The following is a 26,743-nucleotide window of genomic DNA, read 5'->3' as shown; positions in this document are numbered from 1 at the left end:
GAACCGGGCCGGAGTGCGGGCATGCCGAGCCTAGGCGAGGCACCGAGTGGTGGGGCAAAGACCTTTTGGTTACTTTTGGGGCGTTTGCCAAAAGTGACCCGCTGTAAGAGCGGAACCATAAGTGGCCGTTACCGCAGCAACGGATATGTACCCAATACAGCTACCGCGCAAGCACCATGGCAAAATACCCAAACACCGTGAGCAAAATCCCCGACACCGCATACGCCACCGGAAACCCAATCCACGGCACCGTACTATCAATTTCCTTGGCCGCCTCCCGCGCCGGCCCCGAGTGACTCCGCGCCCCCGCAACACCGCCCATGAGAATCGCCGGGTTGATCTTGAACACATGAAAACCCACAGCCCAAACAATAAACGGTGGAATCGTACAAGCCACGAACCCAAGCAAAAAGATCTTCAACGCAATGATCGCGCTAATCTGCGAAACCAAGTTAGCCCCCGCATTCACCCCCACAATCGCGACAAAGAATATCAACCCCATGTCCTCCAGAATGTTGCGCGCCGCATTCGGGGTATTCCCAAAAAAACGCACCCGCGACACCAGCGACGAGACGATAATCCCCGATACCAGCAACCCGCCCGCATTGCCCAGCCCCACCGCCGCACCGAACGCCGGCACCTGAATCAGCCCGATCAACAACCCCAGCACCATACCCAGCGACAGCGTCAGCAAATCCGTCGCCGTACTCGCCCGCCCCGCCTTGCCCAGCAACGCCGTGGCCTTGTCGATGGCACTGCGCAAGCCAATCAAGTGCATCACATCCAGGCGCTGCAACCGCGTTTCCAGCCCCACCGGAATCGGCGCACCACCCCGCTCAATCCCCACCAACTGCACCTGCCCGGCAATCGGCGACTGGCTGAATTCCTTGAGCGCCCTGCCCACGGCATCCTTGTGGGTCACCAGAATCACCGCCTCATCCAGCGGTATATTCAACGCCCGGGCATCCGGTACTTCCGGCCCGATCAGGCCCATGTGATCGGTCAGCGCATCCAGGCTGCCGCCCAGGGCGATCACATCGCCCAGCTGCAACACCAGCGTCGGATCAGCCCCCAGCAACTCTTCACCACGCTCGACGTTCTCGATCTGGTACAACGCAAAGCGCTGGCGAAACTGCGCGATGCTCTGCCCCACCAGCTCCGGGTTCACCAGGCGATAGGCCCGCAGGTCAAACGGCCGATACCCACTGAGCCCGGCATCGTCGACGTTCGGCACACCGTGCTCCACCTCGAATGCCTTGGCCGCCTTGCGCGCATCCACACCCCACCAGCGCGGCAGATACTTGCAGATCAGGATGATGCCGACCGTGCCCCAGATATAGGTGATGCCGTAAGACAGCGCGATCATCGCGGTGGCCGCCGCCGCCGTGGTGCCCGGTGGCAGCGGCACCACGCCCGAGGTAATCGCCTGTTCGGCGGAGCCAATCGCCGCCGACATGGTTTGCGAACCGGCAAGAATCCCGCCCGCCGCGCCCACCGGCAGGGATAACAGCCGCACGCCGAGCACCACGATACCCAGCCCGAGGAACGAGGACAGGATCGCCAGGAAGGTGAATTTCAGGCCATCACCCTTGAGACTGTTGATGAACGAAGGCCCGACCCGCAGCCCGACGCCGTACATGAACAGGTAATAAAACAGGCTCTTGGTAAAGTTATCGAGTTCGAAATGCACGCCGTAGTAAGACGCCCACGTCGCAATCGCGCAGCCGATCACGATGGCCCCGGCCACCGCGCCCAGGCCATAACCCTTGATGGTGCCGCGCCCGACCCAGACGGACAGGCCAACCACCAGGAACAGCAGGATGTAGGGGTTGTCGTGCAGGAAAGTAAAGAAGGCAGTCACGATGATTCGTACCTGGCGATGCAACGCTAAAGGCACCGGGCCTCGAGGCCCGGTGAGTGTTCAGTGCGTTCAGTCGAGGTTCGGGGTGTCGGCCGGGATGACCGGGTCGGCGATGGCGCCATGGCTGAAGCTGGGGCCTGCGTCGGAATGCTCCACCGGGTTTTTCTGCAGGTGGGCAACGGCCTTGCGCAGGTCTTCCAGCAGCAACGCCACCAGGTCACGGCTCACGCCATGCCGTACCAGGATGCGCTGTACCACGACGTTCTGCCGATCGGACGGCAACGGGTATGACGCGATCTGCCAGCCGCGCATGCGCACGCGCTCCGACAGGTCGTAAAGGCTGAAGCCGTGGTCGACGCCGTCCTTGAGCTTGTAGCAGACCGCCGGCAGCCCATCCTTGCCGTCGTACACCAGTTCCAGCGGGGCAAACTTGGTGATTTCCGAGGCCAGCCATTGCGCCGTGTCGGAGCACGCTTGTTGAATCCGCGTGTAGCCGTCGCGCCCCAGCCGCAGGAAGTTGTAGTACTGGGCAATGATTTCCCCGCCGGGCCGGCTGAAGTTCAGGGCAAAGGTCGCCATGTTGCCGCCCAGGTAGTCGACGTAGAAGATCAACTCTTCCGGCAGGTCTTCGGTGGAGCGCCAGATAACCCAGCCGACGCCCAGCGGCGCCAGGCCGTACTTGTGGCCGGAAGCGTTGATGGACTTGACGCGCTCGATCACAAAATCCCATTGCAGCTCTTGCTGGATGAACGGGGCGATAAACCCGCCGCTCGCCGCGTCGACATGGATCGGGATATCCAGGCCGAGGTCACGTTGCATCGAGTCCAGCTCGGCCGCCAGGGCTGCGACCGGTTCGTAGATCCCGGTGAAGGTCACGCCCAGGGTCGCGACGACACCGATGGTGTTTTCGTCGCAATATTCCCGCAGGTCGGCCGGGCGCAGGCCCAATGCGTCACCGCGCAACGGCACTTCGCGAATTTCCACATCGAAATAACGGGCGAATTTTTTCCAGCAGATCTGCACCGGGCCGCACACGAAATTCGGTTTGTCGGTGGGCAGCCCCGCCGCTTCCCGGCGTTTCTTCCAGCTCCACTTCAGTGCCAGGCCGCCAAGCATCGCCGCTTCGCTGGAACCGGTGGTGGAGCAACCCACGGTTTGCCACGATTTCGGCGCGTGCCACAGGTCGGCAATGATGTGCACGCAACGGTTTTCGATCTCGGCCGTCTGCGGGTACTCATCCTTGTCGATCATGTTTTTGTCGAGGGCATCGGCCATCAACTGCTGCACTTCGGGCTCGACCCAGGTGGTGCAGAAAGTCGCCAGGTTTTGCCGGGAATTGCCGTCCAGCAGCAGTTCGTCGCGCACCAGGTTGTAGGCGGCCGACGGCGTGGTCGAGTGGTCCGGGAGGCGGTATTTGGGCAGTTTGTGCTGGGCGGAGCCACTCGAATAGACGTCTTCGATGGCTTGGTCCTGGGTCTCTACGGTTCTGTGAAGTGCCATGAAATCCTGCTCTTGAATGAGGGAAATGGCGTAGACGTTGATCGCGACAAATGCCGATCAGGCTGCGTCAGGAAACGAACGATGGAGCGGTGGCGCCGAATATCACACGCACGGCGGCGCAGGAAAGTGACCCAGATCATTAAAGGCGTGGATAAGCAGGCAAACGTGCCGGGGGTGCCTGGCAGTGACCTACTGGCTCAGTGCTTCGTTCAATATCAGGCTGCGATAGTGCCCGGGGTTGGAGCCCGACCACTTGCGAAACGCCTTGTAGAACGAGCTGGCATCGGCAAACCCCAGGCGGGTGGCGATCTCGGCAAAGCTGATGTCGGAATCGGCCAGCCAGACGATCGCCAGCTCTTTGCGCACGCTGTCCTTGAGGCCCTGGTAGGTCTGCCCTTCTTCCGTCAGGCGCCGGCGCAGGGTCGAGGCCGAGATGCACAGGGATGCGGCCAGGCCTTCGGTTTCCGGCCAGGTGTCGGCGGGCATGTGCCGCAGGTCGGTCTTGATGCGGGTGGCAAGGCTGTCCGGGTCGCGGTATTTGACCAGGATGTTGGCGGGCGCATGGGCCAGGAAGCGCTTGAGCTCCTCCGGGCTGCGCTTGATCGGCAGGTCGAGGCAGTCGGCGGAATAGATCATCCGGGTACGCGGCCGGTCAAAGCGCAAGTTGTCGGAAAACATCACCTGGTAATCGTCGCAGAAGTCCGGCTGCGGGCAACGCAGTTCAATCGCCAGGATCGGGATCCGGCGCCCCGCCAGCCAGCAGGCGACGCCGTGGACGATCATCCAGTAGGCGAAATAGGTGAAGGCGCGCCTGGGTGCGGGCTCCGGCTCCAACAGTACGATTTCCGCCAGGCTCTGCTGGCGCACCAGTTGCGCCGGCATGCGCTCGAGCATCAGCGACAGGAACCCCAGGCCGGTTTCCAGCGCAGTGGCCAGGCTCGGTTGTGCCATGGAGGCCCGGCAGAGGAACTCCAGGCTGCCGGATTTGAGCTTGCGCGGGTCCATGCCAAAGAATTCATCGTCCATTCGCCGTGCCAGCAAGCGCCATAAGCGTGCGTAAGCGGTTGCCGGGACGCGTGCGGTTGGCTGGCCCAGCAGTGCTGGATCAATCCCGACCTTGGTCAACACTTCATCGCTCGCCACACCCGGCGCACAGCTCTGCAACAGGGCTTCGCGGACCAGTTGGATGGAAATCGTGTCTTTTTCCGACATGGGGAATGGCGCAATCCGGTGGCTGGGACGATGCCGCGCATTCTAGTGTCGGATGCGGTTTGCCACCACCGTTCAGTCAAGGTTCAGTAAAGGTCAATATTCCCTGTTTAGTAATGAGTATCATTATGTTACAACTTAGCATCCTATCTAGTGACGATTCGGTGCCGAATGCTTGTTCCCTTTTTAATCATGCTGCGCGAAGGCATAGAAGCCGCCTTGATCGTTGGCATTATTGCCAGCTATCTCAAGCAAACTGGCCGTGGCCAGTACATGCCCGCAGTGTGGATCGGCGTATTTCTGGCAGCGGCCCTCGCGCTGCTGGTCGGCGGTGGCCTGGAACTGGTGAGTGCCGAATTCCCGCAGAAACAACAGGAACTGTTCGAAGGCATCGTCGGCCTGGTGGCCGTGGGCATTCTCAGCTCCATGGTGTTCTGGATGCGCAAGGTCGCGCGCTCCATCAAGCATTCCCTGCATGAATCCCTCGATCATGCCCTGGCCGGCTCCAAACACCAGGTCACCGCACTGATTGCCATGGTGTTTTTCGCCGTGGCCCGTGAAGGCCTGGAAACCGTGTTCTTCCTGCTGGCCGTGTTCCAGCAAAGCGAAGGTCCGGGCGCGCCGATTGGCGCCCTGCTCGGCCTGATCCTGGCGATCATCGTCGGCTTCCTGATCTACACCGGCAGCATGCGCCTGAACCTCGGTGCGTTCTTCCGCTGGACCGGCCTGTTCATCCTGGTGGTGGCCGCCGGCATCCTCGCCAACTCGGTACAAGCCCTGCACGAAGCCGGGGTATGGAACCACCTGCAAACCGTACTGTTCGATTTCAGCGCGACGCTGCCGATGGATGGCCCGCTGGGCTCGGTGCTGGCCGGCATGTTCGGCTATCAGGACGCCCCGACCATCAGCACCCTCGGTGCCTACCTGATTTACTTGGTGGTGGCCCTGGTGATGTTCTTCCTGCCGGCGCCGCCGAGCAAGCCGGCTACCCGCACAACCTCTTCCGTTTCCAGCCAGTAAGGACCGCCTCTTGTCCAACCAAACCCCTCAACCGGCTCCGCCCTCCCGCGCCTTGCGCTGGGCGGTGGGCGGCTCGGTGGTCGTGATGATCGCCGCCGGTGGCCTGTTCTACTACGCCTCGCAACTGGCCGCCTCCAAGCGCCAGGCCAACCACAATGAAATCGCGGTGACGATCCACGCCCATAGCTGCGAACCGAATGCGCTGACGGTACCGGCCGGACGCGCCAGCTTCCGCATCATCAACCGCTCGGACCGTGCCGTGGAGTGGGAAATCCTCGACGGCGTGCTGGTGGTCGAAGAGCGCGAAAACATCGCCCCCGGCCTGAGCCAGGTGATCAACGCCAACCTGCTGCCCGGCGACTACCAGATCACCTGCGGCCTGCTGAGCAACCCGCGTGGCACCTTGAAGGTGACACCGACTGCCGAGTCTGACGCCCAAGCCAAGGCCAAGCCGTCGATGGTCGCGTTTATCGGCCCGCTGTCGGAATTCCGCGTGTACCTGAGCAGCCAGGGTAGCGCCCTGGTCAAGGCCGTTACCGCGCTGGACCAAGCCATCGAAGCCGGCGACCTCGCCCAGGCCCAGGCGCTTTACGTACCGGCCCGCGAGGCTTACCAGCGCCTGGCCCCGGCTTCGCAACGCCTGGCGGAACTGGACAACGCGATCAACGCCCGCGCCGACTACTTTGAAAAGCGCGAGCAGGACCCGGCCTTCAGCGGCTTCCACCGTCTCGAATACGGCCTGTTCCAGCAACGCAATCTCGACGGCCTGGCGCCGATTGCCCAGCGCCTGGTCACCGACGTCACCAGCCTCAAGCAACAGCTGCTGGCCCAGTCGCTGCCGCCGGAGCAACTGGTGAGCATCGTGGTGCGCAACCTCAACAGCCTGGCCGACGTACGTGCCGCCAGCGGTGAGGAAGAACGCTACAGCCATACCGACCTCAACGGCTTCGCCGCCAACCTGGACGCCGCCCGCAAAGTGGTCGACCTGATGCGCCCGCTGCTGACCAAATCTGCCGCGCAATTGCTGCCGGGGATCGACAGCGCGATCAACGCCCTCGATGCCGAACTCAACGGTTTGAAAGTCGATGGCCGCTACGCCTCGTATGACAGCGTTACCGCCGATCAGCGCAAGCAGATCGCCGACAAGGCCAAGGCTCTGGCCGTTGCACTCGATGGAATCGACCCCGCCCTTGGCCTTTCCGGCCTGAAGTGAAGACGACCGTAGACATGAGTGATTCAGAACAATTTTCCGCCCAGCGTCGTCGTGTATTGCTGGGTATGGCCGCCACTGGCGCGGCCATTGCCGGCAGCAGCCTGAGCTGCCCGGCAATGGCTGCCAACGCGGCGGCACAGGTGACCACCGCGCCAAGCAGTGAAAAGACCCAGGACCACCACGATTTCCATGGCAAGCACCAGACCGGCATCGTCACTCCGCGCCCGGCCTGCGGCATGTTGGTGTCATTCGACGTGTTGGCCAGCGACCGCGAGGACCTGGAGCGGCTGTTCCGCACCCTGAACGAGCGCATCGCATTCCTGATGACCGGCGGCACCGTGGTGCAAGTCGACCCGAAACTGCCCCCCACCGACTCCGGCATCCTCGGCCCGGTGGTGACACCGGACAACCTGACCATCACCGTATCGGTGGGCGAGTCGCTGTTCGACGAACGCTTCGGCCTGGCCGCGGCCAAGCCCAAGCGCCTGATCCGCATGGTCGGTTTCCCCAACGATGCACTGGAACCGGCGCAGTGCCACGGCGACCTGAGCCTGCAGTTCAGCTCCAACACCCCGGACACCAATATCCACGCCCTGCGCGATATCGTGAAAAACCTGCCGGACCTGCTGCTGGTGCGCTGGAAGCAGGAAGGCAGCGTGCCGCCCCAGGCCCCTGCCCGCCCCGGCGAGCCGGCGCAAAGCGCGCGCAACTTCCTCGGTTTTCGCGACGGTTCGGCCAACCCGAACTCCAACGACAACAAGGCGATGGATCAGATTGTGTGGGTCCAGCCAGGCAGCGACGAACCGGCCTGGGCCGCCAATGGCAGCTACCAGGCGGTGCGGATCATCCGCAACTTCGTCGAACGCTGGGACCGCACCCCGCTGCAAGAGCAAGAAAGCATCATTGGCCGGATCAAGACCAGTGGCGCGCCCATGGACGGCCAGAAAGAAACCCAGGTCCCGGACTACAGCAAGGACCCGGAAGGCAAGTTGACCAAGCTCGATGCCCACATCCGCCTGGCCAACCCGCGTACTGCACAGACCCAGGTCAACCTGATCCTGCGCCGGCCGTTCAACTACTCCAACGGCGTCAACAAAAACGGTCAGCTGGACATGGGGCTGTTGTTCATCTGCTACCAGGCTGACCTGGAGAAAGGCTTTATCAGCGTGCAAACCCGGCTCAACGGCGAGCCTCTGGAGGAATACCTGAAGCCGGTTGGCGGCGGTTACTTCTTCACCTTGCCAGGCGTCACCGGGGCCCAGGATTTCATCGGGCGCACGCTGCTTGATGCGACACATCCACAAACCACTGCCAAAACCTAAAACAAACCCCAGAGCGGAAATCGTCCCATGAAGAAGTCGTCTCTCGCATTGTCGTTGTTAATGAGCCTTTCGCCGCTGGCCGCCTTCGCCGCCACCGCGCCGCTGGACCTGGTAGGGCCGGTGTCGGACTACAAGATTTACGTCACCGAAGAAATCGGCGAGCTGGTCACCCAGACCCAGGCGTTCACCGACGCCGTGAAAAAAGGCGACCTGGCGACCGCCAAGAAGCTGTACGCGCCAACCCGCGTGCACTATGAGTCGATCGAGCCGATCGCCGAACTGTTCAGCGACCTCGACGCCTCCATCGACTCCCGTGTGGACGACCACGAGAAAGGCGTGAAAGCCGAAGACTTCACCGGCTTCCACCGCATCGAGTACAGCCTGTTCTCCGAGAACACCACCAAAGGCCTCGACGCCCTGGCGGACAAGCTCAACAGCGACGTACTGGACCTGAAAACCCGCGTGGACGGCCTGACCTTCCCGCCGGAAAAAGTCGTGGGTGGTGCTGCTGCCCTGCTGGAAGAAGTGGCCGCGACGAAGATCTCCGGTGAAGAAGATCGCTACAGCCACACCGACCTGTATGACTTCCAGGGCAACATCGACGGCGCGAAGAAAATCGTCGACCTGTTCCGTCCGCAGATCGAGAAGCAGGACAAGGCCTTCGTCGCCAAAGTCGACAAGAACTTCGCCACCGTGGACAAGATCCTGGCCAAGTACAAAACCAAGGATGGCGGTTTCGAGACCTACGACAAGGTCAAGGAAGCCGACCGCAAAGCCCTGGTTGGCCCGGTCAATACCCTGGCGGAAGACCTGTCCACACTGCGTGGCAAGCTTGGCTTGAACTGATCCAGACGCTGCATGCTCTCGCCCGGCCTGCCGGGCGAGAGCCTTCCTCAGGCTGACGCCACCTGCACTCCGTCCGAAGGCCGCAAGGCATCGCGGATAGTCCGCAGCTTCAAGCACGTTTCCTCGTACTCACTCCCGGGATCCGACTCGGCGACAATGCCGCAGCCGGCGAACAGGTGCGCCTCACAGCCTCTGATCAACGCCGAGCGCAACGCCACGGCAAATTCACCATCACCCTGCGCATTCATCCAGCCCACTGGCGCTGCGTACCAGCCACGGTCGAGCTGCTCGTGCTCTCGGATATAGGCCATCGCCTCACGTCGCGGCAAGCCACCCACCGCCGGCGTCGGGTGCAGGGCCTGCACCAGTTGCAGCAATTGCACCTGGGGATGCAAGCGGCCCATCACCGGCGTCAACAGGTGCTGCACGTTGGCCAGCCGGTGCAACTGCGGCTGGCTGGCAATGTCGAGCATCGCGCAATAGGGCTGCAATGCTTCGCGCAGGGTTTGAACCACCAGGGTGTGTTCGTGGCGGTCCTTGGGGCTGTCCATCAAGGCCTGGCCAAGTTCGGCATCGTGCTGCTCGTGACGACCACGCGGGCAAGTACCGGCCAACGCCACCGTGTTCAGCGTGCCACGAGTCACCCGCACCAGCCGCTCCGGCGTTGCGCCGAGAAAGCAGCTGTCACCACGGCTGAACGCAAACAGGTACGCCTGGGGATAGGCCGCCTTGAGGTTTTCCAGCAGCGGGCCACAGGGGATCGTCCGTGAGGTGGTCAACCGCACTTCGCGGGCCAGCACCACCTTGCGCAGGTCGCCGGCGTTGATGCGCTGCACGGCCGTCGCCACGGTGTCTTGCCATTGCTGCGCGCTGATGGTGTTTTCGTCGCTCGGTGTGCCGAGGGGAATCTCCTGGCGTGGCGCACTGGCGTAGCGGGACAGAAGCAACGTCCACTGGGTTTCCAGGCTCTGGGCGCAACGCACCGCGTCCGCCCCGGGCTCCAGCCACTGGCTGAAGATCACATGATGTTGCTCGGCTTCCCGCAGCAGCAGGATGCGCGGCAGCACCAGGGAGGTGGCGGCGAATGACTGCCATTTGAGCGAGCGTGGGCCCTTCGGGTCAAACGCAAAGCCGCCACACAGCAACGGCTGGCGCGGCCCCACCTGATGGGCCTGGCTGAGCAACGCCTGCCACGCCAGGGCACTGGCGTTGAAGCGGTCATCGGCCCCGGGGCTGATTTCCTCGGTACAACCAAAGCCGGCCATGGCCAGTGCGCCCCGGTCACTTGACCAGAACAGGCTTTGCCCGAGTACCTGGCGGTTGGCGGCAAATAACTGCAGCGGGTCCAGGCGCTCCGAGGCAAGGCTGAACACCACCAGCACTGCGCCGCCCTTCTCGCGCGCCAGGCGTTCGCCCTCGGTCAGCGCCTGAAGCAATCCCGGCAGACGTTCACTCATGCTCCGCTCCTTGATGCTGCTGGCGCCAGTGGCGCACTTGCTGGTCGATATTCCATTGGATGATCTGCGCAAACAGCGGGACCACGAACATCGGGTCCAACCCTTCGCGCTCGGCCCAGCGGCGGCGATGGGGCAGCATGGCGGCCACCCGCTCGGGGGCGGCGATGCTGGCTTCGTCAGGCTTGAACTGCGCCGCAGCTTTCACATAGGCCAACCGCTGGCCGAGAGCGCGGATGATCTGTTCGTCCAACGTGTCGATACCCAGGCGGACGTCTTCCAGCCCGCTGCACTGCTCAGGTGTTTTCATAGGATTCTCCGGTCATGGGGTCGACGGCCAGCACTGCCACGCCGGTTCGGCGGGGCTGCCCAGCAACAGTTCCAGGTGCTCGATCAGGTCGGCCTGGCTGTCGCGCAGGTAAAAATGCCCGCCGTTGAAGGTTCGAAAGTCGGTGACCTGGCGCGTCACTTCCGACCAGGCATGGGCTTCCTCCCGATCGACTTCGCGGTCGGTGCTGCCCAGGCATACGCTCACGGGCACGTCCAGCAGCTCGCTGATATCGCCGCAGTAGTTTTCGATCAGGCGGTAATCATTGCGCAATGCGGGCAGGTAAAGTGCCTGCATCTCGGGTTCGTCCAGGGGTGATGGCGCACCACCCGACAGGCGCCGCACATCCGCCAGCAGACCGGCATCCGGGCCTTGGTGCAATTGGCTGTGACGTTGCCGGTGAGGGGCCGGATGGGCGGAGACGATCAGCCGTTGCAGGTCCTTGCCCTGGCGGTTCAGGCGCCGCGTCACCTCATAGGCCAGCGCCGCACCCATGCTGTGGCCGAACAGCACCAGCGGCCGGTCGGACAGGTCCCACAGCGCCCGGGTAATAGTGCCCGCCATCCATTCCAGGCTGCCGGGCCAGGTTTCACTCAGGCGCTCTTCGCGGCCGGGGTATTGCACGCTGACCAGTTCGATGTCAGCCGGCAACAGTGCCTGCCAACCGCTGAAAAATCCCGCGCTGCCGCCGGCGTGGGGCAGGCAGACCAATCGGCAACGCGGCGTTTGATGCTGCGGGTAACGTCGCAGCCATGGGCTGGGGATTTTCTTCATAACACGCCCTCCTCCAGTTCAGTGGTGACGTGGATCCGGGTCTGCGGCAACCAGCGCAGCACCTGGCGCAAGCAGTCATCGGCGTCCATCACCTGGGCAGCGTAGTGCGTGCCTTCGGGCAGTTTGGCCAGTTGCAGGGCGCAGATTGCCGCCACTGTGCCGGTCAACGCCGAGCCGTCGGCGGCACGCAACCAGGCGGTGGCCTGCTGCGGTTCGCCGTGTTGCAGGCCTGCCATTTCGACTGCGAGCAACTGGTAAGGCGTGCGCCCTGCCAGGTCCAGCGCACTGGCCTGTACCAGGACGGCAATGTTCTCTGCCGTGTGTCGCAGAGCCGGTGGCGAGCCCTGAATGCGCCCGAGTGCGGCCCGCAGGTGGCCGCCGTCGAACAGGTTGTAGGCCTGGGCTTCGCGCACCCGCAAGTCAGTAAACAAGCGCTGTTGCTCAGTGGTTAGATACGGGTGGGCCGTTACGGGACCGCCCACCAGCCAGGGCCGCTCGAAGTGTTCATCGACGAGTACGGCGGACTTGATTGCACGGCCATCGCACCAGCCCATCGAGGCCTGGCCATAGCCGTTGCCGAGGCTCAATAGAAAGTCCTCGGCCGCCGTTGTCGACAACCGCCCAAGTCCGACGGCATAGCAATGCACGGCATCGACGCGCTCGAACGACGCCGCAAGCACCTTGGGAAACAACCCCGACAGCCCGGGCAACATGCCGGCTGATAACACCACACGACGACCCGGCGGCAACTGAGCGGGCAGCAGCTGATGCAGCGGATCATCGCCGCCGACATCGATGTAATCGGCGCCACTGGCCAAAGCGGCCAGCGCCACCCGGTCGAGCACCTGGTAGCTGGGGCCCGCGCAATTGATCAGCAGGTCGCAGCCGCTGCAAAACGCCGCCAGGCTTTGGGCGTCCCACAGGTCCACTTCACGGATCTCGGCCTGCCCGTTCAACTCGCCGTCGTTAAAACGCTGCCCTTGCCCAGGGTCGCGACCGCCCAGGCGCAAGCGGCAATGACCGACCAGCACCCGCGCAACCTGCCGACCGACATGCCCATAGCCGCCTACAATCCCGACTCTCACGCCGCCACCTGCGCCAGCCGTTCGAACGCGCGGGCCACGGCTTCGACCTGGGGGCTCTGCATGCAGCTGAAGTGGTCGCCCGGCACGTCCACCACCTGCAATTCGCCAAGGCACAGGGCTTGCCAGTATTGGCTCATGTCGCGGTGCATGCCGGGCAGTACCTGGACTTCACCGCACTGGCGGATAAACACCATGTCACCGTCGTAAGGCGTGGCTTGATGCAAGGCGACGGCGGCCAGGCTGTGGCGCAGCACCTGCAATTGCTCGCGCAGCCAGTCCAGGTCGCTCAGTTGCGAGCCGGCGTGGCGCATCGCGTCTGCAATTGCCTGCAAGCGCTCATCTGCCGACTTGGATGCCAGGGCCCGCAGGCAGGCCAGGGCCGTGGCGCAGTCGGGCTCATCTCGCAGCGCCAGCAATGCACCTTGGGGCACGCGGCCCGGGGTTTGGCGCAGCACCTTCGCAATCGCCCGCTCCATTGCCTGTTCATCTACCGGGTAACCCAGGGTGTGCGGGTCGGCCTGCATCACGCGGGCAAACACGTACTCCGCCAGCAGGTCATCCTCGATCATGAACGGCACGCGGTAGCTGCTGATCACTGTCAGTTGCAGCACCTCGATGTCCCTCGCCGCGAGGCATGACGCCAGCTCCGTCGCCAGCAACCCGCCGAGGCAATAACCGACGATGCTCACCTGGCGCCGGCCTTCGGCGTGCAAGGTGTCGGCATAACGCTCGGCCAGTTCACGAATCGCCGTAGCCGGTGCCAGAGCCAGGTAACCCGGTACATCATTGAGCACCAGTCCCTCCAGTGGTGCTTCTTCCCCGAGTGCAGCAAACAGCGCGCGATACGGTGCCAGGGTGCCGCTGCCATCATGGACAAAGATCCGCGCCGGGCCTTGCGCCTCCTCACGAATCCGCACCAGCGGCGACAGGCTCTCGCTGCCCTGCCCCCGCAGGTAATCCGCCAGGGCCGCAACGGTGGGCTGGTTGATCAACTGGCGCAGCAAATCCCCCCAGGGCACGTTACGGGCCTGGGGCAGGCTTTCCCGCAGGCGACCAACCACCTGCGCCACCAGCAATGAATCACCGCCCAACTCAAAGAAGCCCTGTTCACGGCCCACATTGGGCACCCGCAACAGGGTTTGCCAGACCTCTGCGATACTGCGCTCCAGCGCATCCAGCGGTGCAGCCCCGCTGTTGGCCTGTTGCGTGGCCTGGGCCATGCCGAGGTTGGCCAACGCCTGGCGGTCGACTTTGCCGTTGGCCGTCAGCGGCATTTCATCCAGTACCCGCCACTCGGTGGGTACCATGTAATCCGGCAGGCGCTGGCCCAGATGCGCGCGCAACGCCTCCGGCTCAAGGGTCTGGCGCTCGGTCTTGAAGCGCGTGATGAACAGGTGCTGGCCGATCTGTGACATCGCATCGTCAGCTGCCGGCATGCACAGCGGCGTCTGCGCGCCGGCTTCCTGTAACAGTTGCTGCCACTGCTCGCGGCGGATGAACGTGGTGTCCTGCTCGGCGCGGAAATCCTCGAACGCGGTCAGGCCCTCCTTGAACTCCATGGACGCCATGATCTGGTAGGTGTCGCGGGTGGCTTCGATAAAGATCAGCCAGCCGCCGGGGGCGAGCATTTCCCGCAGCCGGGCGAGTACCTGGCTGGCATGCCGCGAGTTGTGCAGCACGTTGGCACACAGAATCACATCCAGGGAGTTGGCGGCGATGCCTTGGGCCCAGTGGTCGAGGTTCAGGTCAAACAGCCCGTAGCTGACCCACGGAAACTCGACGAAATGCTCCCGCGCTTCGTTGAGGAAAAACTGCGACAGGTCGGTGAACTGGTAGTCCACCGCCAAGCCGTCCAGGGCCGGAATCAGGTCGGCACTGGTGCCGCCCACGCCTGCGCCGATTTCCAGCAACTGCAGACGCCAGCCCGCCGGTTGCAGTGCGGCGATTTCCTGCACCGCCGCACACACCGCCTGGTTCAGGTACTGGCTGATCAGGTTCTTGCGATAGGCGCCTTCGGCGGTGTCGGTACGGCCTTCGGGAAACAGCAAGTGCAACGGGTCGAGCCGGTCGCTCATCAGGGCAGGCAATTGCTCCTGGCTTTCCCGCAGGTAGCGCAGCACTTCACCGCCCCAGCCCACACTCGGTTCCAGCGCCTCGATGCGCTGCCACAGCTGACGGTATTCAGCACCCGAGACCCGCAGTGACGAATAGGCGCCGGTGCCTGGGTTGCGGTCTACCAGTTGTTCGCGATGCAGCGCTTGCAGCCAGCGGCGGATCAGCCGTTCGTTGCGTGGCGCCACTTCGCACAGGCTCATGATCTGGGCCAGGTCGTGCTCGACGCCCGGTTGATCAAACAGCCCCGGGCGTTGCAGGGCCAGGCCCATGGAGAGCAACGCGGCACGCTCGACGCAATCGGACATCTGCGTAATCAGCGCTTCCGTCAGTTGGCCTTTCACGCCGTTGGCCGCCGCCAAGGCGTTGGGTGCCAACCGGGTCGGCCAAGGCAATGGAGTATCACGCAAAGTCCCGCGCACGCAGGCCTGCAAACGCCGCTCGAACGCGCCCTCGCCCGCAGCGACCACCACGGCCGATTCGACATGAGGATGACTGAGCAAGGCACTTTCGACTTCCGCCAACTCGATGCGATGCCCGCGAACCTTGACCTGGAAATCCTCACGGCCAAGGAACTCAATCAACCCGCTTTCAAGGTAGCGCCCCAGGTCGCCGGTGCGGTACAGCCGCTCGCCGCTGTGGGCATGCTCGATAAAACGCTCGGCGGTTTTCTCCGCGTCCCCCAGGTACCCCATCGCCAACCCCGTGCCGGCGATGAACAGCTCACCGGCAACGCCTTGCGGGCGATCGCGGCCTTGTTCGTCGAGCACCATGAAGCGTTGATTGGCCAGCGGCGCGCCGTAGGGAATGCTGCGCCATTGTGCGTCCACCTCGGTGATTGGATAGGCAATCGACCAGATCGCCGCTTCTGTGGCGCCGCCCAGGCTGATCAGTTGGAGCTCAGGCAACAACGCAGCGATTTCGGCGGGCAGGTTCAGCGGGATCCAGTCGCCGGACAGCAAGGCCAGGCGCAGGCTCTGAGGTGCCGCGGCCGGCACGGCTTGCAGGTAATGGGCAAGCATCTGCAACTGCGCGGGCACCGAGTTCCACAGGGTCACACCGTGCTCGCGGGCGCATTCGGCCCAGTGGGACGGGTCGGCGCGGCGTCCGGCGTCGGGCAACACCAGGGCGCCACCTACGGCCAGCAGGCCGAAGATGTCGTACACCGAGAGGTCGAAGCCCAGGCTGGCCAAGGCGAGTACCCGGTCTTCGGCGCCGATGGCGAAGCGCTGATTGATATCCACCACCGTGTTGAGGGCCGCCTGGTGACTGATCATCACACCCTTCGGAATCCCGGTGGAGCCGGAGGTGTAGATCACGTAGGCAAGTTGTTGCGGTGTCACCTGCGGCGCCGGCAGTTCACGTCCGGCACTGGCTGCGGCCTGATCAACGGGTATGCACTGGGTCACCTGGGCGGGCCAGGCCACGTCCTCGCTCAACCACGACTGGCTGAGCACCCGGCTGACCTCGGCGTTCTCAAGAATCAACGCGCGCCGCGCCATCGGCTGATTAGTGTCCAGCGGCAGGTACGCCGCGCCGGCCCGCAAGATCCCGAGTACACCGACCACCTGGTCGATGCCTTTTTCCATGCATACCGCGACCCGCTCGCCGGGCTGGCAACCGCCATCCAGTAACTGCTCGGCAATCGCCTCGGCACGGGCGGCGAGTTGCGCGTAAGTGAGCTGTCGCGCGCCCTGGATCAGGGCGACACGTTGGGGTTGCGCCCGGGCCTGGCGAAAGAACGGTTCATGCAGCAAGCCTGGGGGAATCGGCTGCGCCGTCTGGTTGATCAACTCCCGCACCAGTCGCTGGGGTGCCGGCAGTTCAAGGCAATCGTCCAGGGTCCAGGCCGAAGGCTCCCGCGCCAAGCGCTTGAGCAGACGTTCGAAGGTGTCGAACATCGCTTCCAGCATGGCCTCATTGAACACGCCCTGGCGAATGTCCCAATTGATGAACAGGCCGTTGTCGCGCTCGCTGACCTGGCAATCAATCAACACTTGCGGGGTCTGGCTGATGCCGTGCACCAGTTCTGCGCCGGGCATAAATGCCCCGCCGCCACTTTCGCCACCGGCGCCCAGGGTGCTGGTGAAGGCATAGGGCATCAAGGCCGCATCACGGCCTTTGCGCCGCGCCAGTTCGCGCAGTACTTCAATGCCGGAACACAGGCGGTGGTCCATGTCTTGCCACAGTCGCTCCTGCAACTGCTGGCTGCGTTCACCAAAGCTGCCGCCTTGCAGGGTCTGGACTTCCAGCAATTCCACCGAGCTGAAATCCCCCACCAGCCGATCGACCTGCGGGTGCAGCGACAGGCGATTGAGCAAGGTCAGGCTCAAGCAGAAATGCCCCTTGCGGCTCCAGCGCCCCAGGGTTTCGGCATAGCAGGAAAGAATCGCCGCCGACGCACCCACGCCGGCCGCCGCTGCATTCAGGCGCAGGGCGTTGAAATCCCGGGCCTCCAGGTTCAGGGCGCGGCGCTCGAAACGCGGTCCGCTGGGAGCGCCCTGCATGGGCAATTCCGGAGCACCGGGCAGGCTGTCGACCCGCGCCCACCAGTACTGGCGGTCACGCTGGTAACGCGGCTGTTCCCGCAACCGGCGCTCGCCCAGTACGTAGTCGCGAAAACTGATGGGCGCCGCCGGCGGCAAGGCTTCGCCACGATAGACCTGCTGCAACTCGGCCAACAGCATGCGCACGCTCTGGTAGTCGCACACCAGCAGATCCACTGAGAGATGCAGGCGCGCATGTTCACGGCCCTGGCTGACGCACAACTCGATCAGCGGCCACTGCTGGGGCGACGCCAGGCGAATTTCCATGCGTTCGCGCAGAGCGGCCAGTGCACGGCCGTCGTCTTCGCGCAGGTCATGCCGGGCGATCAGGTAATGCGGCACCTGGGGCAGGATTTGTTGGTAGCCGTCTTCCAGCACCACCGCCCGCAGCATGTCGTGACGCGCAATCAGATGGTTCCATGCCTGCTCCAGGCGCGCCGGGTCCAGTTCCCTGAGTTCAAATTCCAGGTAACCGTGGCACGCCACCCCGCCGTAGCTGAATGCCTGGGTGCGGCCCATCAGGTAAGCGGCCTGCACGTCGGTCAGCGGAAACGGTTCGCTGCGGGCAGCCAGGTCGGCCGAGACGGTGGGCATCACCGGTTCCATCAATTGCTGCAACAACGCGTCCTTGTGTTCGCGCAATTGTTGCAGGCGGCCTTCATCCATCACCCCGGCGGGCGCCCGGTAGCGCAGGCGGCCCTGCTCTTCCCAGAGTTCCACACCCAGTGCTTCGAGGTCCTGTTGCAGTTGCTGCAGTGTCATAGCGCACCCTCCACCATTGCGTTCCGGTTGACGTGGTCCTGTTCTCGTCGGGCGACAAGCCATTGGGCCTGGCGGGCGACGGTGGCCGCGTTGAAAAAGTCCTTCAGCGACAGTTCGACGTCGAACTGTCGGGCGATACGTTCGATCAGGCGAGCGGCCAACAGACTGTTGCCGCCGAGGGCGAAAAAGCCCTGGTTGCGTCCCACCAGGGGAATGTCGAGCAATTCGCGCCAGAGCCCGGCCAACAGTTGTTCGGCTTCGCCTTGAGGCGCGTCTTCATGCTCGGGTCTGGCGCCCTGGCGTTGCTCCTGCACCAGCCACAGCAGTGCGGCGCGGTCGACCTTGCCGTTGGCGCTCAGGGGCAGTTCGGTGAGGTTCAGCCAGTGGTCCGGCAACATGTGTTCCGGCAACCATTGGCAGAGCCACTGGCGCATGGCTTCGGCATCCGGCAGCGCGTCGCCCATCAGGGTTGCTGCCAACTGCGGGTTGGCCCCGGGCAACACCAGGGTGACGGCACGACTGACGGCCGGATGGCGTTCCAGGGCCACGTCGATCTCACTGAGTTCGATGCGGAAGCCACGGACCTTGACCTGCTGGTCCATACGCCCGAGAAATTCGAGGCTGCCGTCGGGCCAATAACGGCCCTGATCGCCGGTGCGGTACCAGCGTTGCCCGGCGTGCTCGACGAAGCGTTGGGCGCTGAGATGCGGCAGGCCACGATAGCCCTGGGCAACCCCGGCGCCGCCGATCCACAACTCCCCCGCCACCCAGTCCGGGCAATCGCGGCCCTGGCTGTCGACGACTCGAAAGCTTTGGTTATCCAGGGGTTTGCCGTAGGGAATCGAGAGCCAGTGAGCCGGCACTTCGTCGACGTCCTGGACGTTGGACCAGATGGCCGCTTCAGTGGCGCCGCCGAGAGCGGCGAACCGGGCGCTTTCGCCGGCTGCCAATCGCAGGCGGCGTGGCAGGTCCAGCCCGACCCAGTCACCCGAGACCATCGCCAGGCGTAATCCGCTCAGGGCATTCGGCTCGCGGGCCTTGAGGGTCAGCATGTCGAGCAACGCCGGTACCGAGTTCCACAGGGTCACGCGCTGCTGGCGGATCAGCCGCAACCATTCGGACGGCTCCTTGCGCCGCGCATCCGCTGGCAGCACCACGGCGCCACCGACACTCAGCAGGCCAAACAGGTCGTACACCGACAGGTCGAAATCGAGGGCGGAAACCCCGAGCACACGGTCATCCGCGCCCACCTGATAACGCCGGTTGATCGCGGCGACGGTGTTCAGCGCCGCCTGGTGGGAAACCTCGACGCCCTTGGGTTCGCCGGTAGTGCCAGAGGTAAAAATCACATAGGCCAGTGCGTCCGGCGCCACCTCGATCGGTTGTTTCAGGGCCCTGGCCGAACGCGCCTGGGCCAGGTCCACCACTTGCAAGTCCGCCAGCCATACACCGCGATCACGGTGGGCCGTATCGGTGATCACCACCTTGGCTCCGGCGCGTTGATAGATCATGTCGCGACGGGCTGCCGGCTGTTCGATACCCACCGGCACGTACACCGCGCCCGCCGCCAATATGCCGAGCACCGCAACGATTTGCGCCTGGCCTTTGGGCAAGGTGATCGCCACCGTATCACCCGGTTCAATCCCCCACTGGCGCAGGGCACCTGCCACTTGCAGGGCCTGGGCCGCCAGCTCGGCGTAACTCAACTCAGCGTCCTCGGTGATCAATGCCACCCGCTGCGGGTGCACCTGCGCCTGTTGGAAAAAGCCATCGTGCAGCAAGCCTTTGTCATAGGCCCAGGGCGTGTGGTTGACCGCTGCACGGACCTCTTGCTGGCCTTGGGGCAACGGCAGCGGCGCGGGTTGGCGCCAGTCACCGGTACACAGCCACGCCAGCAGGTCGCCATAGGCGGTGAACATTTCGTCCAGCAGGCCTTCGGGGAACAGCGCATCTACCCCGTCCCAGTTGAGCAACAGGCCATCGGGCAGCGGATAGCTCTGGTGGTCAAGCCACACTTGGGGCGTTTGCGACAAGGCCCAGCCCGGTTCGCCCAGGTGCTGCCGGCAAGTGGCGTCGACAAACGCTTCGCCAAGGTTGCAGGCAAACACTACGGGGGCGCCGCCTTGCCGGGTGCGGGACAACTCACGCAGCACTTCCACACCAGGCCAGGCGCTGTGGGCGATGTCGCGGTGCAGTTGGCGTTGCAGGGCTTGCGCCTGCTGCGCGAAAGAACCCGCCTGGCGCTGGTCGATCTCCAGCAGCACCAGGTTGGAAAAATCCGCCAGCAGATGCGGGACGCAGGGGTGCAGCTCCTGGCGGTTGAACAGCGGCACGTTCAACAGGAAATGCTGGCTGGCGCTCCAGCGGCCCAGCACTTGGGTATAGGCGCAGCACAGCACGCTGGCCAGGGTCAGGCCGTGTTGGCGGGCCTGGTCTTCCAGGGCTCGCAACTGCGCGCGGCCGAGGCGCATCGCCAGGCGACGAAAACGCGGCGGCCCGAGGGATTGCGGCTCGTGTGCCAAGGGGAGTTGCGGGCCGTCGGGCAGGTCATCCAGACGTTGCAGCCAGTAGTCCCGCGCGCCGGCATCGCTGGTTCGGGTGGCGCCCAGGTAGTGGGCAAAATCCCATTCCAGACGTGGCAGCTGCGCCTCTTGCCCGCTGTAGATCAGCGCCAGATCCCGCAGCAGTACGCTGATACTCAGGACGTCCGCCACCAGCAAATCGATGTTCAGGTGCACCCGGCTGCGGCCGTCGGGCAAGCGGCTGAGTTGCACATCAAACACCTCGCCCTGGCGCACATCCAGGCATCGGTGGGCCAGGCGCTCACGCAAGGCCAACTCATCCGGCCGTTCATGCACGGTCAACCCAGGCCACGGGCTGGTCGGCAGCACGCGCTGGCAAGTGGCGTTCGGGAAACAGGCGCGCAGCATGGGATGGCGGTGAGTCAGGCGCATCACCGCGCTTTCCAGGCGTTGAGCGTCGACCTGATACCCGTCCAGCTCCTGATACAGGTGACAGCCAACGCCCCCCAGCGGCATGGCCGGGTCGCGACCAAACCAATAAGCCTGCTGCAACGGTGTGAGGGCGAAATCGTTGTCGGCGGCGACGGGCTTGAGGTGCGTCGCCTGCCCGCGACGGCGGTCGATCAGCAACCACCAGGCCTCAAGGGTCGGCTGCTCAATCAGTTCGGCAAAGCTCACCTGCACACCTTCGCGGGCGAGCAAGGCCGGCAGGCGCATCATGCTCACCGAGTCCAGGCCCTGCTCGATCAGCGAGGCATCGGGCTCCAGGTCCTGGGGGGCATAGTCGAGCAACTGCGCGACACCGGCGCACAGCGCCTCGGGGCTGTGTGCGAGGCCGCCGGGTGCAGGATGAACGCATGCCAGTGATGGGTTATCGGTCATGGGGGACGGTCCTTTGGGGAACGGTAGGGTCTGGGCGCAAGCGCCAGCGATTGATCGCTTCGCGCTCGTGGAACAACTCGCGGTAACGGCCGGGCGTGGCCATCAACGCGTCATGGCGGCCGACCTGGGCCAACTGGCCGTGGTCGAGCAGCAGAATCTGGTCGGCATGGGGCGCCAAGGTCGGTTTGTGGGTGACCAGCACCACCGTGTGCCGGCGGGCCAGTTGCAACAGGGTCCGATTGACCCGCGCCTCGCTGATGGCATCGAGGGCGGCGGTCGGCTCGTCCAGCAGGATCAGCGACGCGTCCTTGAGCAACACCCGCGACAACGCCAGGCATTGGCGCTCGCCGCCGGACAGGCTGACGCCCTGCTCGCCCAGCACGGTGTGCCAGCCCTGGGGCAGGCGCTCGGCGAGGCGGTCGAGGCCGGTGGCGCGGGCGGCGTGCTGCCATTGCTCTTCGCTGGCGTCGGGGCGGCCCAGCAGCAGGTTGTCCAGCAGGCTGCCCGGCAACAGCGGGCTGTCCTGGAACATCAAAGCGACCTGGGTATCTCGGGCCAGGGCCGACAGTTGCCGCAGGTCGACACCGCCGAGGTGAATCGCGCCACTGCTTACATCGCTGAAGCGCGCCAGCAGGCGCAACAGGCTGGACTTGCCGGAGCCGGACGCCCCCACCACCAGGTTCAGCGAACGCTCCTGCAACGTGAAGTCGATGCCTTGCAAGATCGCCTGGCCCTGGCGGACCAGTCCTACGTCCCGCACTTGCACGTCGTAACCCAGGGCAGGTTGGGGTTCGAGAGGCTCAGGCAACCCCGGCATCTGCAGCAGGTGGCGCAGGCGATTCAAGCCGTGGCGGGTCTGGCGCAACGTGGTACCGAGGTTGACCAGCGCGCCCATTGGCTCCACCAGGCAGGTGGCGAGAATCGCCAGCGCCAGGAACTTCGCCGCATCGAGGGTGCCACCCAACACGGCATACAGGCCGCATAACAGGATGGCGCTGTAGCCGGCCTGCAACACCACCGCCAAACCCAGCGCGGCGGGAAAAGTGCGCCAGTGGGCGTGACGCTGTGCCTGTTGCTGCTGGGCCAGGGCCTCGGTGAGCAGGTCGAAACCTTGCTCGGTGCGCCCGCTGGAGCGCAGCAACGGTTGCTGGCGCAGAAACTCCATCACCCGGGCCGCCGCTTCATTGGCTGCGGCTTCGCTCAGTGCTTCAGCTTGCCCGCCCCAGCGCACGCCCCAGTGGTACACCAGCACCAGCAACGGCAACGCGGCCAGTGCCGCCAACGCCATGGAGCGGTCGTAGAAAAACAGCGCCAGCAGGAGTGCCAAAGGCGTCAACAGCGCATTGGCCATTGGCTGCAAAAGGTGCGCCGGGGTGCTCATGATTTGCAGCACGGTGTGAGTCACCAGGCGATTCAGTTCAGCGCTGCGCCGCTCCACAAACCATTCCAGCGGCAGTTGCACCAGCTTGTCACCAATGCGTCGGTTCAACGCCTGGGCTGCTTCGGCACCGGCGCGATAGCCCGCCAGCTGGGCATACCGGCGCAGCCAGAGGCACAACAAGGCCATGCCGGTGAAACCGATGGCCCAGGCCCAAGGCGTGGTGTTGCCGAACCACTGGGCAAAGGCCATCGGCAACAACGCCAACGCTGCGCCCTGGGCCAACGCACTCAACGCCATCGCCATCAGCGCACGCCGCAACAAGCCGGCTTCACGGGGTTGCAGGCTGCGTAACAGCGCGCGAATCATGCCCGTGCCCTCTTCAGTGCGGCCGCCGAAAACTGCTCAGCGGCCCACAGCCCGGCGTAAGTGCCCTGCTGGTCCAGCAAGCCGTGATGCGTACCGCGCTCGACAATCCGCCCGCCTTGCAGCACGACGATCTGGTCGGCGTCCTGGATGCTGCTCAAGCGGTGGGCGATTACCAGCACCGTGCGGGCACGGGCCAGGCGAGACAGCGCCTGCTGGATCGCGGCTTCGGATTCAGGATCACTGGCGGCGGTGGCTTCATCGAGAATCAGGATCGGCGCTTCACTGAGCATCGCCCGGGCAATGCCCAGGCGTTGCACTTCACCGCCGGACAGTTGCACGCCGGCTCCGAGGACGGTGTGATACCCCTGGGGCAGCGCGAGGATGCGCTGGTGAATCTGCGCGGCCCGGGCGGCGGCTTCCACCTCGATTTGCGTGGCGTCGGGGCGCGCCAGGCGCAGGTTGTCGAGGACGCTGGTGCGCAGCAGGCGCACATCCTGGAACACAAAGGCGACCTGGCGATACAAGGTGGCGCTGTGCATGTCCCGCAGGTCGACGTCGCCGATGCGGATCGCCCCGGCACTCACATCGGCAAAGCGCGCAAGCAAAGTGGCTAGGGTGGATTTGCCGGCGCCCGAGTCGCCCACCAATGCGGTCAGCGTGCCGGGCGGTAGATCCAGGTCAATGTCATGCAGCACCTGCGTGCCGTCGGGGTAGCGAAAGTCCACGCCTTCAAAGCTCACCTGGCGGCCCTTGGGCTCGCGGGATTCGCGAGGTTGCGTCAACGTCGCGCTGTTGAGCACGGTGGCGATACGGCTGGCGGCCATGCGGCCCTGCACCAGTGCATCCGCACCATGCCCGACGGCCGCGACCGGCGCTGCCAGGGCCGGCCCCAGCAGCAGGAACGGCAGCAGTTGCACCGGCATCAGCCAACCGCCAGCCACCAGCGACGCACCGCCCAACAGCACCAGGGCCAGCACCAGCAACGGCGAAAGCAGCACCTCGACACTCGCCCCAAGCCCGGCCCAGCGTTGGGCCCAGCAGGAAAAGAAACTGGCGAAACGTTCCACCGCACCGAAGAACTTTGACTGCACCCGATCGGCCCGGCCGAATGACTTGACCATGGCGATGCTCTGCACAAACTGCTGGGTGGCCAGGGACAGGTTGCCCAGCGCGGCGCCCAGTGCCTTCTGGTCATCCCGATAAGCCTGGGAGCGCAAGGCTCGCAGTCGCCACAGCGCCAGCGCTGGAGGCAGCAGCACCACAACGGTCATCGGCACACTTACCGTCAGCAGGTACAACAGGCACGCCAGGGGCGCCACCAATGCGGCGGCGAGGTTGTTTGGCAAGTGCGCCACCAGTTGATGCAGCGCACCTACGTCGTCGAGCAAAACACGGTCGACTTTTTGCCCACCACGGGCGCTGAACCAAGCCAGCGGAACCCGCGCCAAATGCGCGGCCAGCCGTTGGCGAACCTGGCGTTGCAGGTCGCTGTCGGCCAGGTGGGTCATCTGCAAGGCGGCAGCCAGCCCGAGCATGCGCAACAGCAAAGCGCCCGCACCGGCCAACAACCACCAGAACCCATCGTGCAGATCGAGTTTTCCGTCCAGCAACGACGGCGCCAACTCCGCCACCGCGATCAACGGCAGCAGGCCGATCAGGGTCGCCAGGGCTTGCAGCAGCATGGCGCAGATCAACCGGCCACGTACAGGCGCGAGCAGTTCACGCAGCGAGTCTTGATCAGCCACGGGCGGCGCTTCCCTCAGGTTGTTTTGCCCCGAAATACAGCTGCTGGATAGCCTCCCGCAGGTGCTTGCGGCTGACCTTGCCCACGCCGGTTTGCGGGAAACCGGGGATAAATTCGAAGCGGTCCGGCAGCTTGAAGGCCGCCAACCCTTGCTCACGCAGATGGCGCAGCAGTTCCGGCGGGCGCGGTGCCGTGCCACGGGGAATCACGAAGGCGCAGGTGCGTTCGCCGAGGTAGGCGTCCGGCATCGCCACCAAGGCCACATCGGCGACGGCAGGATGGCTGAGCAGGAGGTTTTCGACTTCTTCGGCGGCGATCTTTTCGCCGCCACGGTTGATCACGTCCTTGTCGCGACCTTCGACCATCAGGTAGCCGTCGTCGGTGAGCATTACCCGGTCGCCGGTGCGGTAGAAACCGTCAGTGGTAAACGCCTGGGCGTTGTGCGCAGGGTGGCGGTAGTAACCGCGAATCGTGTACGGACCACGGGTCAGCAATTGGCCGACCTGGCCCTGTATCACGTCCTGTTCGTTGTCGTCCACCACCCGGATTTCGTCGCCCGGGGACATGGGTTTGCCCTGGGTGTGCAGGACTCGTTGCGGTGGGTCGTTGGGGTCGGTATAGCAAATCAGCCCCTCGGCCATGCCGAACACTTGCTGCAAGCGGCAGCCGAGGGTGGGTTCCACGCGGCGGGCAGCCTCGAAGCTCAGTTTGGCGCCGCCGACTTGCAGCAGTTGCAATCCTGGCAGGCCCTGCCCGCGCGCCTGGGCGGCATCCAGCCAGACCAGCACCAGTGGCGGCACCAGCGCGGTATGGGTCACGCGTTCATGCTCGATCAGGGCGAAGCAGGTTTCGGCGCTTGGCGAGCCGCTCAGCACCACACGGCCGCCCATCAGCAAGGTGCCCATGAACCCCGGGCAGCACATGGGAAAGTTATGGGCCATGGGCAGCGCGGCGAGGTACACCGTGGCGTCGGTCAGGCCGCAACGTTCGGCGCTGGTCCGCACGTTGTAGAGGTATTCATTGTGGCGACGCGGGATCAGTTTCGGCACGCCGGTGGAGCCACCGGACAACTGGAAACACGCGACGGCATCCGCGGGCGGCGCAGAAAAGGTTGGCTGCGGGTCGTCCAGATAAAGGTCTTCGAGCGCGATGAATTCTTCAGCCTCACCGGCCACGATCACCCACGCAAGGTCGCCATGGGCCGCCTTCAAGCCACGGGCCATGCCCCGATAATCAAAACCTGCCGTGACGTCAGCGCAGAGGTATGCCCTGGCCTGGGCAAACTCGCAGAAGCGGCCGATTTCCAGATGACGATGGGCCGGTAACGCAAAGATTGGCCGTACGCCGAGGCGATACAGGGCGAAGCACACTTCGACAAAACCCACGCAGTTCGGCAGTTGCACCACTACGTTGTCCCCTGCCACCAACCCCAGCCGGGAGAACCCGCCGGCCAGTTGATCGACCCGTTGATCCAGTTGGCGATAGCTCACCCGCAGCGTTCCATCGGTGATCGCTTCACGCTCGCCAAAGGTGCGGGCGGCGTTGCGCAGCAGGTCGCCAAAGGTCTCGTCGCGCCAATAGCCTGCGTCGCGATAGCGTTGGGCAAACGCTTCGGGCCAATCGGGGCAGTCGTCAATGATAGTCATGGGGTCTCCAGAGTTTTTTTCGGCAATAAGGGGCCGATGCCGTGAACAAAAGGCCTGCGGGGCAAGGGTGAAAAGGGCTAGGGAGAATGGGTCATTGAGCGGTTCATCCATGAGTCGCCAAGGGCTGCGGAAATGAGAGTGATTATTAATAGGCAAAAGCCGCAGCACGG

At 64.4% G+C, this 26,743-nt stretch carries 16 protein-coding genes; 4 read left to right on the top strand and 12 right to left on the bottom strand.

Annotation, left to right across the window (positions count from 1 at the left end; translation table 11 throughout):
- Window positions 1–160: 160 nt before the first annotated feature.
- From HX814_RS31620 to HX814_RS11280, 3 genes are all read right to left on the bottom strand, one after another.
- Window positions 161–1,861 (bottom strand): aspartate:alanine exchanger family transporter, encoded by a 1,701-nt coding sequence (locus tag HX814_RS31620; RefSeq protein ID WP_043224664.1) that lies wholly within the window; start codon window positions 1,859–1,861, stop codon window positions 161–163.
- Window positions 1,862–1,930: 69 nt separating this feature from the next.
- Complete coding sequence (locus HX814_RS11285; RefSeq protein WP_008436222.1) at window positions 1,931–3,361, bottom strand: glutamate decarboxylase; 1,431 nt, start codon at window positions 3,359–3,361, stop codon at window positions 1,931–1,933.
- A gap of 189 nt (window positions 3,362–3,550) precedes the next feature.
- Window positions 3,551–4,573, bottom strand: coding sequence for an AraC family transcriptional regulator (locus tag HX814_RS11280; RefSeq protein WP_177009401.1), 1,023 nt, complete (start codon window positions 4,571–4,573; stop codon window positions 3,551–3,553).
- A 168-nt stretch (window positions 4,574–4,741) separates the two neighbouring features.
- Between HX814_RS11280 and efeU the strand changes: the two genes are divergently transcribed.
- The 4 genes from efeU to efeO (HX814_RS11260) are packed head-to-tail and all read left to right on the top strand — an operon-like array spanning window position 4,742 to window position 8,971.
- Complete coding sequence (gene efeU, locus HX814_RS11275; RefSeq protein ID WP_003218412.1) at window positions 4,742–5,590, top strand: iron uptake transporter permease EfeU; 849 nt, start codon at window positions 4,742–4,744, stop codon at window positions 5,588–5,590.
- 10 nt (window positions 5,591–5,600) lie between these two features.
- Complete coding sequence (gene efeO / locus HX814_RS11270; RefSeq protein WP_102604984.1) at window positions 5,601–6,803, top strand: iron uptake system protein EfeO; 1,203 nt, start codon at window positions 5,601–5,603, stop codon at window positions 6,801–6,803.
- A gap of 14 nt (window positions 6,804–6,817) precedes the next feature.
- Complete coding sequence (gene efeB / locus HX814_RS11265) at window positions 6,818–8,125, top strand: iron uptake transporter deferrochelatase/peroxidase subunit (protein ID WP_177009402.1); 1,308 nt, start codon at window positions 6,818–6,820, stop codon at window positions 8,123–8,125.
- A gap of 27 nt (window positions 8,126–8,152) precedes the next feature.
- Window positions 8,153–8,971 (top strand): iron uptake system protein EfeO, encoded by an 819-nt coding sequence (gene efeO / locus HX814_RS11260; RefSeq protein ID WP_003218415.1) that lies wholly within the window; start codon window positions 8,153–8,155, stop codon window positions 8,969–8,971.
- A 47-nt stretch (window positions 8,972–9,018) separates the two neighbouring features.
- Here the strand turns inward: efeO (HX814_RS11260) and HX814_RS11255 are convergent, their stop codons facing one another.
- Genes HX814_RS11255 through HX814_RS11215 form a run of 9 tightly spaced genes read right to left on the bottom strand, consistent with a single transcriptional unit; the run spans window position 9,019 to window position 26,573 of the window.
- The gene (locus tag HX814_RS11255) at window positions 9,019–10,428 is read right to left on the bottom strand and encodes an isochorismate synthase (protein ID WP_177009403.1); all 1,410 of its coding nucleotides are present in this window, start codon (window positions 10,426–10,428) and stop codon (window positions 9,019–9,021) included.
- Window positions 10,421–10,735: an isochorismate lyase gene (locus HX814_RS11250; RefSeq protein ID WP_003218417.1), complete on the bottom strand. Its 315-nt coding sequence runs from the start codon at window positions 10,733–10,735 to the stop codon at window positions 10,421–10,423. Before HX814_RS11250 ends, HX814_RS11255 begins: the two co-directional genes overlap by 8 nt.
- Window positions 10,736–10,747: 12 nt before the next feature.
- Window positions 10,748–11,527, bottom strand: a complete 780-nt coding sequence (locus HX814_RS11245) for a thioesterase II family protein (protein WP_003218418.1) — start codon at window positions 11,525–11,527, stop codon at window positions 10,748–10,750.
- The gene (locus HX814_RS11240) at window positions 11,524–12,612 is read right to left on the bottom strand and encodes a saccharopine dehydrogenase NADP-binding domain-containing protein (RefSeq protein WP_177009404.1); all 1,089 of its coding nucleotides are present in this window, start codon (window positions 12,610–12,612) and stop codon (window positions 11,524–11,526) included. Before HX814_RS11240 ends, HX814_RS11245 begins: the two co-directional genes overlap by 4 nt.
- Window positions 12,609–18,032 carry a non-ribosomal peptide synthetase gene (locus HX814_RS11235; protein WP_177009405.1) on the bottom strand — a complete coding sequence of 1,808 codons (5,424 nt, stop codon included), beginning with the start codon at window positions 18,030–18,032 and terminating at the stop codon, window positions 12,609–12,611. Before HX814_RS11235 ends, HX814_RS11240 begins: the two co-directional genes overlap by 4 nt.
- Window positions 18,029–21,436, bottom strand: coding sequence for a non-ribosomal peptide synthetase (locus HX814_RS11230; RefSeq protein WP_008436209.1), 3,408 nt, complete (start codon window positions 21,434–21,436; stop codon window positions 18,029–18,031). Before HX814_RS11230 ends, HX814_RS11235 begins: the two co-directional genes overlap by 4 nt.
- On the bottom strand, window positions 21,426–23,183 hold the full coding sequence (locus HX814_RS11225; protein WP_003218423.1) for an ABC transporter ATP-binding protein: 1,758 nt from the start codon (window positions 23,181–23,183) through the stop codon (window positions 21,426–21,428). Before HX814_RS11225 ends, HX814_RS11230 begins: the two co-directional genes overlap by 11 nt.
- Complete coding sequence (locus tag HX814_RS11220; protein ID WP_003218426.1) at window positions 23,180–24,928, bottom strand: ABC transporter ATP-binding protein; 1,749 nt, start codon at window positions 24,926–24,928, stop codon at window positions 23,180–23,182. The genes HX814_RS11225 and HX814_RS11220 overlap by 4 nt, the downstream gene beginning before the upstream one ends.
- Complete coding sequence (locus tag HX814_RS11215; protein ID WP_003218428.1) at window positions 24,921–26,573, bottom strand: (2,3-dihydroxybenzoyl)adenylate synthase; 1,653 nt, start codon at window positions 26,571–26,573, stop codon at window positions 24,921–24,923. Before HX814_RS11215 ends, HX814_RS11220 begins: the two co-directional genes overlap by 8 nt.
- Between the last annotated feature and the right edge of the window lie 170 nt (window positions 26,574–26,743).

The organism is Pseudomonas sp. C8002, from assembly GCF_013385765.1.
GTDB lineage: Bacteria > Pseudomonadota > Gammaproteobacteria > Pseudomonadales > Pseudomonadaceae > Aquipseudomonas.
The sequence above is the reverse complement of the archived record's forward strand: the minus strand, read 5'-3'. Positions and strand labels throughout refer to the sequence as shown.